2 protein-coding genes and 1 pseudogene are annotated in these 3,040 nt (G+C 65.8%); all 3 read right to left on the bottom strand.

The window, feature by feature from the left end; genetic code table 11:
• Positions 1-217 precede the first annotated feature (217 nt).
• Positions 218-553 (bottom strand): (2Fe-2S) ferredoxin domain-containing protein, encoded by a 336-nt coding sequence (locus WCB02_RS19275; RefSeq protein ID WP_423960454.1) that lies wholly within the window; start codon positions 551-553, stop codon positions 218-220.
• Positions 554-702: 149 nt separating this feature from the next.
• Positions 703-2,910 carry an aldehyde oxidoreductase molybdenum-binding subunit PaoC gene (paoC, locus tag WCB02_RS19270; RefSeq protein ID WP_423960452.1) on the bottom strand — a complete coding sequence of 736 codons (2,208 nt, stop codon included), beginning with the start codon at positions 2,908-2,910 and terminating at the stop codon, positions 703-705.
• Positions 2,911-2,913: 3 nt separating this feature from the next.
• Positions 2,914-3,040, bottom strand: a pseudogene (locus tag WCB02_RS19265) (FAD binding domain-containing protein); the annotation flags it as partial.

Here is a 3,040-nt window from a genome sequence, read left to right as displayed (position 1 = left end):
GCGCATGGTCAAGCATTTAATCGCGGCCGCCGGGATTGGTTCCATGAGCCGGAACTTCCCGGACATCCCGTCCAGGACGCGACAAGTTCGACAGTCACCGCAGCACGGTGCGTCCGAGGCCGACACGACGCCAGCCGATCCGTTCACGACGAGCGGATGCGTCCACTGCAATAGCCGCCACGGCGTCCGCCTGACCGCATACGCGGCCACCGGGGATTCAGCCGTCCGAGGCCGGCTGGTCGTTCTGCTCAGATACGAGCACGTCGGCAGCACCAGCCACTGACCTGGAATCGGAGAGCAGAAGAAATTCGCCGCGGCGCAAGGTGCTTGCGCTTGCCATGACGACGGCTCGCTTTGGACAAATACCGAGGCAACTGGTCAAGACCAGGCGCGGACGCCTGGTCTTTTTGCCGGAGCGTCTTTTCTTCAACTCCGATTTCAGGCTGCGCTTCAGTTTGCCGCCGTTTTCAACACGGCTCAGGCATTTCTTGCACAGTAAGACGTGCTCCGATCGGCGCGGCCTTATGGTGACGAGCGAGGACGACTTCTTCATTCGAACGATATGGGCCCTGCGTGACGACTCTTCGAGAGGGTCATCGCAGTCCAATCATGAGCTTCGCACCCTGTCGCTGGTCGAGCCCGAGGCCTGAGAGCGGGAGGTGCTGGTCCTTCGCCGGCTTCTGGAAAGCTTCTTCATGACGCCTATCCGACTTCAGGCATGCGATCGAGCAGCTTGTCCAGCGTGATCGGATAGTCGCGCACGCGCACGCCCGTCGCGTTGTAGATCGCGTTCGCCAAGGCCGCCGCGACCCCACAGAGGCCGAGCTCGCCGATACCTTTCGCCTTCATCGGCGACGACATCGGATCGGGCTCGTCCAACAGGACTACATCCTGGTGCGGGATGTCCGCATGGACAGGAACTTCGTAGCCCGCGAGATCATGGTTGACGAAGAAGCCGCGGCGCTTGTCCACGGCGAGCTCTTCCATCAGCGCCGCACCGACGCCCATGGTCATCGCGCCGATCACCTGGCTCCGCGCGGTCTTCGGATTCAGGACGCGGCCGGCGGCACAGACCGCGAGCATCCGGCGCACGCGGATTTCTGCCGTCGCGGCGTCGACGGCGAGCTCGACGAAGTGAGCGCCGAAGGTCGATTCCTGATGCGTCTTTGCGAGGTCGCCGTACTCGATGGCATCCTCGGCGACCAGGTCGCCCTCCGACGCCGCCTGCCCCAGCGCCACGCTGCGGTTGCCCGAGGTGACCTGACCATCGGAGAAGACGGCATCGGCCGAGTTGAACCCGAGCTTCTGCGAGATCGCCTCGCGCAGCTTGACACAGGCGGCATAGACGCCCGAGGTCGAATTGTTTGCGCCGAACTGCCCGCCGGAGCCCGCGGAAACCGGGTAGCTGGAGTCGCCGAGACGCACCACCACCCGTTCCAGCGGCACGCCCATCATCTCCGCCGCCGTCTGGGCGATGATCGTGTAGCTGCCGGTGCCGATATCGGTCATATCCGTCTCGACGGTCACGATCCCGCCCCTGTCGAGACGCACCCGCGCGCCGGACTTCACCAGGAGATTGTTGCGGAACGCCGCGGCCATGCCCATCCCGATCAGCCAGCCACCGTCGCGCTGGCGCCTGGGCTCGGCATTCCGCGCGTTCCAGCCGAAGCGCTCGGCGCCGATGCGCATGCACGCGACGAGCTGACGCTGCGAAAATGGCCGCTTTGGATTCTCGGGGTCGACCTGGGTATCGTTGCGCGCCCGGAACTCGATCGGATCGAGATTCAGCCGCTCCGCCATCTCGTCCATGGCGATTTCCAGCGCCATCATCCCGGATGCCTCGCCGGGCGCCCGCATCGCGTTGCCTTCCGGCAGATCCAACATCGCCAGACGCAGCGCCGTCATCCGATTCGCGCCTGCGTAGAGCAGGCGGGTCTGCTGCACCGCCGTCTCCGGGCGGCCTCCCGGCAAATTGCCGGACCAGCTTTCGTGTCCGATCGCGCTGATCTTGCCGTCCCGCGTCGCGCCGATGCGGATGCGCTGGATCGTGGCTGGCCGATGGGTCGTGTTGTTGAAGATCAGGGGCCGCTGCAGCGCGAGCTTGACCGGCCGTCCCGCGGCACGGGCGCCGAGGGCGGCCAGAACCGCATCGGCGCGCAGGAACAGTTTTCCGCCGAAGCCGCCGCCGATATAAGGCGACATGACATGCACGTTCTGCTTCGGCAGACCGAGCGTCTTCGCTACATCCGCGGCCGTCCAGGCGATCATCTGATTGGAGGTCCACAGCGTCAGCCTGTCGCCGTCCCAGGCCGCCATCGAGGCATGTGGTTCCATCATCGCATGGGCCTGGTCCGGCGTCGTATAGGTGGCATCGAGCTGAACCGGCGCCGCGGCGAAGGCGCCTGCGAAATCGCCGACGGATGTCTCCGGCTTGTCGCCGCCGCTGGAAGGGGCCTCGCCGGCACCGTCCTTGCCGGCCGCCAGGTCGAACGAGCCACTTGCGTCGTCGTAGTCGATCCGGACCAGTTGCGCGGCCGCGCGGGCCTGCTCGAAGGTTTCGGCGACGACCACAGCCACAGCCTGGTGATAGTGCTCGATGTCGGGGCCGCCCAGCAGCTTCGCGGTGTTGTGATCGCCCTTGCCGAGCTTGCCGGCGTTGTCCGCGGTCACGATCGCGAGGACGCCAGATGCGGCTTTGGCGCGCGAAAGGTCCATCGATGCGATCCGGCCCTTGGCGACGGCCGCGCCGACGATGGTGCCGTAAGCGGGGTTGGAGACCACGTCGTGCCACTCGTAGGCGTAGGTCGCCTGACCCGTCGTCTTGAGATGACCATCGATCCGGCTGGTCGAATGCCCGATGACCTTGAGCCGGTCGATCGGATTGGTGGTCGCGGGAGTATCGAACTTCATGGCTCAACCTTTCGCCTCAGTGAGGACGGCGCCCAGTGTGCGCTCCACCAGCGTCAGCTTGAATGCGTTGTCCTTGGTCGGTTTGGCGCCCTCGAGCAGGCGGCCCGCGACGGCCTTGGCGCCGCGGGGC

Source organism: Bradyrhizobium sp. (genome assembly GCF_049581145.1).
GTDB lineage: Bacteria > Pseudomonadota > Alphaproteobacteria > Rhizobiales > Xanthobacteraceae > Bradyrhizobium.
The sequence above is the reverse complement of the archived record's forward strand: the minus strand, read 5'-3'. Positions and strand labels throughout refer to the sequence as shown.